Source organism: Ruminococcus sp. Marseille-P6503, from assembly GCF_900604945.1.
Lineage (GTDB): Bacteria > Bacillota > Clostridia > Oscillospirales > Ruminococcaceae > FB2012.
Map to the genome: position 1 here is coordinate 1 of NZ_UWPB01000006.1, position 6967 is coordinate 6967.

The 6967-nt window shown below is 33.3% G+C and carries 6 protein-coding genes; 1 reads left to right on the forward strand and 5 read right to left on the reverse strand.

The features are described from left to right. From EIH25_RS12285 to EIH25_RS12305, 5 genes are all read right to left on the reverse strand, one after another. Positions 1 to 867, reverse strand: an 867-nt coding sequence (locus EIH25_RS12285; RefSeq protein WP_164489245.1) for a hypothetical protein, incomplete at its 3' end; no start/stop codon positions are given. A gap of 37 nt (positions 868 to 904) precedes the next feature. Next, a complete protein-coding gene (locus EIH25_RS12290) occupies positions 905 to 2158 on the reverse strand; it encodes an ABC transporter permease (protein WP_124101387.1) in 1254 nt (417 codons plus the stop codon). Continuing rightward, positions 2155 to 3030, reverse strand: a complete 876-nt coding sequence (locus EIH25_RS12295) for an ATP-binding cassette domain-containing protein (protein WP_124101388.1) — start codon at positions 3028 to 3030, stop codon at positions 2155 to 2157. Before EIH25_RS12295 ends, EIH25_RS12290 begins: the two co-directional genes overlap by 4 nt. A gap of 13 nt (positions 3031 to 3043) precedes the next feature. Then, positions 3044 to 4228 carry a hypothetical protein gene (locus EIH25_RS12300; RefSeq protein WP_124101389.1) on the reverse strand — a complete coding sequence of 395 codons (1185 nt, stop codon included), beginning with the start codon at positions 4226 to 4228 and terminating at the stop codon, positions 3044 to 3046. Positions 4229 to 4321: 93 nt separating this feature from the next. Beyond that, the gene (locus EIH25_RS12305; RefSeq protein ID WP_124101390.1) at positions 4322 to 4738 is read right to left on the reverse strand and encodes a hypothetical protein; all 417 of its coding nucleotides are present in this window, start codon (positions 4736 to 4738) and stop codon (positions 4322 to 4324) included. 853 nt (positions 4739 to 5591) lie between these two features. Here EIH25_RS12305 and EIH25_RS12310 point away from each other — a divergent pair. Next, complete coding sequence (locus EIH25_RS12310) at positions 5592 to 6695, forward strand: site-specific integrase (protein WP_124101391.1); 1104 nt, start codon at positions 5592 to 5594, stop codon at positions 6693 to 6695. The last annotated feature ends 272 nt before the right edge of the window (positions 6696 to 6967 follow it).

The window sequence follows — 6967 nt, forward strand, 5'->3', positions numbered from 1 at the left end:
GGTGGTAAGTGCGATCAGAGTCAGTCCGCATATAATGTAATTTTTCATTGACCTTAAAGCTTTTGATATTATTGCAAAAAAATTATAGCATATAAAAGCTCCGAATACCTCAAGCAGAAATATAAATATTATTGCCTGTAGAACAGTAAGATTATGAGGAATAAACACATAGTCGCTTATACTCTGTATCGGCACGGAAAGCTCATATAAATGACTTAGCAGACCGCTCGCCGCCAAATCAAAAATTATATTTATTATCAGCATGATAAAAATAAATATGCTTAATACGATCTCCTGTGACCTGAAAAACAATTTTGAATTTCCTGATATTATTACCTGAAGATCAATTTTCTTTTCATATGAGTCCGCAATAAATATACCTACAATAAAAAGTATATAGAATGGTATCAAGCAAAAGCTCTGAAGCGAAATAAATCGTTTAAAATGGGATTCGTTTACAACATTAGGTTCATGTATATCCAGATAAGCTTCTTTAATATCAGAAATATTTTCAGGGAAGGATAAACTTACTAACCCTTCTCCGGTTTCCGCATATTTTTTCACCCCCAACAATGTATATGAATTAAACAGCACACTGTTTTTAAATGTATTTTGTGCCTCTGCTCTTTGATTATATTCTTCTGTTTCAGTTTGTGAAGGTGACTCAATGCTCATATAGCTTTCACGTTCAGAAGTTATTTTTTTGTTAATGTATGTAAGCTTCTCGTCTGTATTAAGATCAATAGCTTCTTTTACATATGTATCCAGTAATTCCTGAGATCGTTCCGTCAAGCTTTCTTCCTGATGAGAAAATTCAATAATCACAATTTTACTTGAAACAGTAAGCAGCAATATAATAAGCAGCAAGGGTAATTGCTTCTTTATCAGTCTTTTTATATGATAGCTATACACTTGCAGCACCTCTCTTTTTTGAATAGAGTATAAGAACAAAAGGAAAACTCAATAGTAAAATTACTGCGATAATAAAATACAGCCAATATAATTTTATCGGCGTTTTAAACAGATTTACATAATTGATATTGTGGTACATATTAAATATATCGCAGGACAAAATTATTTTAATTTTATGTCTGTCAAGATTAGCGGCATACATATCGTATGTTCTTCCGAAAATAATCGGAACGGACGTCAGCAGCAATCCTGTTATTCCGGAAACGATCACTTTTTTACTAAGAAATGAAGTAAGCATTATTGCGCCGCTCAAAGCAAGGCAGTAAATAAGCTTAGTAATCATTATACACAGTACATATTGCAATACAGTTAGAGGTTCAGGAGATAATTCATAATCAGCTATAACCTGAACCGGAGCAAAAAGCGTTCCGCTTGAATTGTCAAACAGAAAAAATTCTGAAAATATCACAATACAATATATCAGATAAAATATTAAATATCCTGCAAGGCCCGACAGCAGCTTAGCAACTGTATATTTACAGGGACCGTATTTCGATATAGAAAACTGCAGGAATCTCCGGCTTTGAATTTCACTTGAAAATCTATGAAAGAATAGTATAAAAACAGCTATAAAGGGTATAAAATCAGTTGTTAAATATGTAATTAATACATTGGAAGCTCTAGTATCAACAGCCTCCTTGAATGGTAAATTTAATACCTGATTATAATCTTCAGTAAGCTTTTTTGCCTCAAGCAGGACATATTCGTCTTTAACTCCGCGACGAACGTTTCTGTCATAATTTTCAATCTGATCCTCAATCAGCTTTTTAAAGTTTTTCTGAGCGTAAAGCTGTTCAGACATCTGGCTCAGCATCAGAACATCAGCTTCAGCAGTCGGAGAATATTTTCCGCTTTTACTTGACGGCATAAAAAGTCTTTCTATTAACTGACTTGGTATTTCCTTTGGAGGCTTGGACGAATCATAGTCATATCCGTACATAAAATTAAAAATATCATTATATGAGCTGTCATATTCCGAATTAGCCTTTGCATATTCTTTTTCCGCCAGTTCGTAAATATTTTCATTCTCGTTAAATATTTTAAAGGTTTTAGAATAATAAGGTTCATTCTGCATTGCCTCTTTATATTTGAGATACTGAGTTGTTCCGGAAAAGGCCATAAGAATAAGTGAAATTAAAAGAAGGATCTTCATATCCTTCTTTAGAATAAAGAAAAATACTTTCACTTATCATCACCGCCTATATCTGAGAAAATATTCTTATTAAGCTGCCCGCAAAAATACAGATCGTTAAGGGTCGGTTTTGAAATAACCGCGTGTTTGGTCGGTTTGGTTTTTGATATAGTTTTAGAATCAGTATCTTCAAAATAAATTTTATTAAACGGTATGTCTTTAATATCCTCTTTGGGAATGCTCCAGACCTTTCCTTTAATTCTTTCGCACAGAATCTCCGGCTTATTATTTGCAATAACCGAACCCTTATTTAATATTATAAGATTATCGCATATAGTATCAATATCAGATACTATATGTGTGGAAATAATAATTATACTCTGCTCTTTCATTTGCATTATGATCCTCTTGAATTGTTCTCTTTCAAAAGGGTCTAATCCTGCGCTCGGTTCATCAAATATAAGAATCTCAGGTGAATTCAAAATCGTTTGAGCTATAGCAAGCCTTTGTTTCATACCGCCTGAAAAGGATTTTATTTTGTCATTTTCATTTTCTGAAAGATTTACAAGCGACAGAACACGTTTTATTTCCTTATTTATATCAGCCTTATCCATTCCCTTTAATAAAGCTGAAAACTCTAAAAAATCATGAGCGGTATAGCTAAGATAAAAGGGCTGAGATTGAAATTGAAAACTTAGCTTGGACCTGTATTCTTCTCCCATTGAAAAAACATCTTTGTCGTTATATGTAATTTTTCCTCCTGTTACAGAAATAACGCCTGAAATACAGTTCATTATTGTAGTCTTTCCGGCTCCGTTAGGTCCTAATAATGCATTGATTCCTGTTGAAAATTCACATGTTATTCCATCTATAGCAGTCCTTTTTCCATAACGTTTTGATAAGTTTTCTAATTTGATCTTATTCATATATTACACCTCGTTACTCGTTATTCTCCCAATATGAATTACGGTATATCTCCTTTTTTGTATAATCCGGATATACAATATAGTAATTTGTCCGACCTGAATAATCTCCTGCATATGTACTCAAATAAAAAAAGTCATTATTATTTTTAAACGAAGCATAATCTCCTAAAAGCTCTGATGTAGTGTCTGTCCAAATATTTTCATTGCTTTTTGTTTCCGTATCAAGTTCAAAAAGCTTCGCTCCGAATTCCACTTCATCATTAAATTTACATCGTACATATAGAATTTGCTTACCGTTAAATTCGAGCGATCTGGCTATATATCCTTCAGAATCAGTATAAGTAAAAAGCAGCTCTTCTTTATCAGTTTTCATTGAACGCCTATAATAATCAGCAGTACCTCCGGAATAATACACATATTCGTCATCAACATAAAACCAGCCTTCATATCCTTTTTTTACTGCTTCAGCGGTACGGCAGCAAATACCTGTGTCAATAATTTTATCAGGATCATCAAAATCTAAATAAAAAACATCTTCGGTATTATCTGATACCATAACTTTATCAAAATACAATCTGTTGCCTCTTATATAATATCTGTCAACCCCTTCAGCTAAAGCCGTTTTTTCATTAGTTTCCGAATCATATATATAAAGCGTATAGTTTATATTATATCCATCTGGATCACTAATAAATTTTTGAATAGATACTTCACTTGTTGGTTTTCTTTCTAAAAAGAACATAAGACCGTCGGTTGTCATAGAGAAATTATACAATCCGTCTACTCCTTTGGGAGGAACATATATTGTTTCATAATTTCCGGTATTTATATCCCATTTAACTATCGATAAATGAGTATTGTCCACTTCAAATTCTGTATATAATATGCAGTATAGGTTTCCATTATAAAAATTAAAGTCTGAAATTTGGCCTTTTACAGGCATTTGAATTTGTTTATCTTTGTATACATCATATTCTGCATAATAATTAGTTATGTAATCATTAAAATATATAAAATCTCCTGCATATGCTACAAGGTCGCTAATATATAGATTAGTTTCATTATTAATCAATTGATATTTATACTCTTCTGTTACATTTTTACTATTTCTATTGCTTAAAAAAATAACCAGAGATACAAGAATTGCTAATATAATTATAGCAGTTGTTATAATACTTATTTTAATTTTTTTGCTCATTTTAAATCCCCTCTCAAAAAATTAAAGTCGGACAATTTCACTTCTTTCAAAAAAGAAATAACCTTATCCGACTGAACATTTACTTATAACCTTTTAATTGGGCAATACCGTACTGTACTTGCCATATGTAGCGCTTGAAAAGACATGACTGGATTTTACTGTACCTGAAGCCTTGCCTGATATATTACATACCGCCGAACTTGCGTAAGGATTATTTTTATAACCGGAAACACTTCCAACCCCTGCTGTCACTGTAATATCTCCATTAAAACTACAATCAGGATTAAACGTACTTTTTCTTACAGATGTTTTCGTCCAAGCAGTACCGCTTACATTACCATAAGAAAATGAACCTGACTGATAGCATGATATATATCTGCGAGTAGATGAGGTAGATTTATTTGTTTCACCTAATCGTGATGATGTATAAGCCGAAGCATTTATTACAGTAGCACACATCGTTAAAATTGTTACAGTAAATACTGTAATTTTTTTGATAAACTTTTTCATTTGCATTTTCCTCCATAATTAATTATTTTTTGATTTTCTTTCTGTTATCAAGGATTATTTTGTTCCCTCCTTATTATCCGGTCTTAACAGCACATTTAATTCTCCTTATTAATTATACAACAATAATTTTTAAAACTCAATATTTTATATGCTGTTTTTTGGCAATAAATTAATTTTCTACATTTATGTAAAAACCGCTAATACCCTTTTGTACAAATTGCTAAATAATCAAACTGTAATATAAGTCTCATCTTATTTAACCTATACAGTTACACTAATAGATTACTTTCACGATTATAATCAAATAAGTTGTTACTATTATTTACATTATATCAAATAATATAACGACTTTCAATATTTAGCAATAGTTTGTTTTCGTGCTTATTCGACATTATCATGCTTTATGACAAAATGTTGTTTCTTATTCACATAAAAACAAAATCCGGTCTGTTTCCAGACCGGATTCACTTTTGTCACACATATTATTAAGAGGAGGTATGGTACAAAAGCTTATGCGGAGTTCCATAAGATTTCCCCTAGCTGATTGAAAAAGCAAAATAACCGTCGTGTGCAAAACACAAAAGAAAAGAGATTAAAATTTGCATAAATTCTGGAACTCCGCACAAAATAGTATTGCAGCGCTTAAGAGGTTATCGCAAAGTTTGCAACTTTGCGTATGGCATTTTACCAGTTTTTGCGCTGCAACACTTGTATTATATCATAAAAAAAGGAAGCTGTAAAGACTTTTTTGACATTTTAAGGTATAACATTTCGACAAAGTATTAATAAAACGACGGTTTAAGCCTAATTTTTATGCTATAAACCGTCAGAATTTTAGTCCGGAGGAACACAGATGTCAAGGAGAGGCAGCAATATCTACAAAAGAACAGACGGAAGATACGAGGGACGTATTAAGCTTGGTTACAATGAAAAAGGCAAATTGAAATATAAGTATGTTTACGGAAAAACTCTTGCGGAAGTAAAGAACAAAATGGAGCTTTCATATACTTTGAAAAAGACTGAAGCTAAGGCGTATATCAGACTGACGGTCAGGGAAATCTGTCTTGAATGGCTTGAGATTAAAAAGCTGACCGTTAAAAGCTCTACCTATGCAAACTATTACAGACTGCTTAAAAATCACATTTATCCGCTATTGGGAGATCAAATTTATTGCCTGCTTTCAAAGAAGCGGATAAACTCATTTGTTGCAGAGCTGCTTTCCAATGGCAGAACAGACGGACAAGGCGGTCTTTCGGCTAAAGCTGCAAAGGACGTAATAATTGTGCTGAAAGCAATATCTTCATTCGCTCACAGGGAATACGGACTTGAAAATATCTGCGAGGATATTCAGTCGCCCAAAGTTAGAAACACAGAGCTTAAAGCGCTGTCGGACAATGAAATACGCAGATTAAGCTTGTATATTAAACGCAATCTCGATCTGACTAATTTAAGCATACTGATATGTTTGTATACGGGTATCAGAATCGGAGAAATGTGCGGACTGAAATGGGAAAACGTAAACTTGCAGGAGGGCTTTTTTGTTGTAAACAAAACCGTTCAGCGGATCACTATTGACGGCGAATCAAAGGTTATAGTTGACGTGCCGAAAACCGAAAGCTCCGTCAGGACGGTTTTTATGCCTGATTTTCTTACCGAAATGATGTCGGATTTCAAGAGCAGCCCGTCAATCTATGTGCTGTCCGGCTTGAACGTTCCCAAAGAGCCGAGAATGTTGCAGTACCGTTTTAAAAAGGTTCTGAAAGAATGCGGAATCAGGGACTTTCCCTTTCACGTGCTCAGGCACACATACGCTTCCGTCTGTATTAAAAAAGGCTTTGATCCGAAAGCGTTAAGCGAGCTTTTAGGACATTCGAACGTTAAGCTTACGCTCGACCGTTATGTTCATTCCTCAGACGAGATCAAGAAAAACTATGTAAGCAGTCTGCTTTTAAGCTGAAAATGCGCAGTCGGATTTTAGTCGGATAATTAAAGAAAACGGCTTAAACAAGCCGTTTATTAGGCGTTTGAAGCAAAGTTGCAAACTTTGCGATAACAGTATAACAATCAACAGGTCAAGATTTCAATTGAAATTCTGGCCTGTTTTTAATTATATAATAAGAGTTTTTCAATCCAATTTATATTGTGTTAGGAGTATTTTAATTCTGTTTTAGTATAGCTGTTTTTGCTATATAAATTTCTGACGCTATCTTGACAATCGCACATTCCACG

What these genes read in the sequence shown, in the direction of transcription:
- EIH25_RS12295 (WP_124101388.1), bottom strand. Translation starts at nt 3,030, where the DNA reads ATGAATAAGATCAAATTAGAAAACTTATCAAAACGTTATGGAAAAAGG.
- EIH25_RS12300 (WP_124101389.1), bottom strand. Translation starts at nt 4,228, where the DNA reads ATGAGCAAAAAAATTAAAATAAGTATTATAACAACTGCTATAATTATA.
- EIH25_RS12305 (WP_124101390.1), bottom strand. Translation starts at nt 4,738, where the DNA reads ATGAAAAAGTTTATCAAAAAAATTACAGTATTTACTGTAACAATTTTA.
- EIH25_RS12310 (WP_124101391.1), top strand. Translation starts at nt 5,592, where the DNA reads ATGTCAAGGAGAGGCAGCAATATCTACAAAAGAACAGACGGAAGATAC.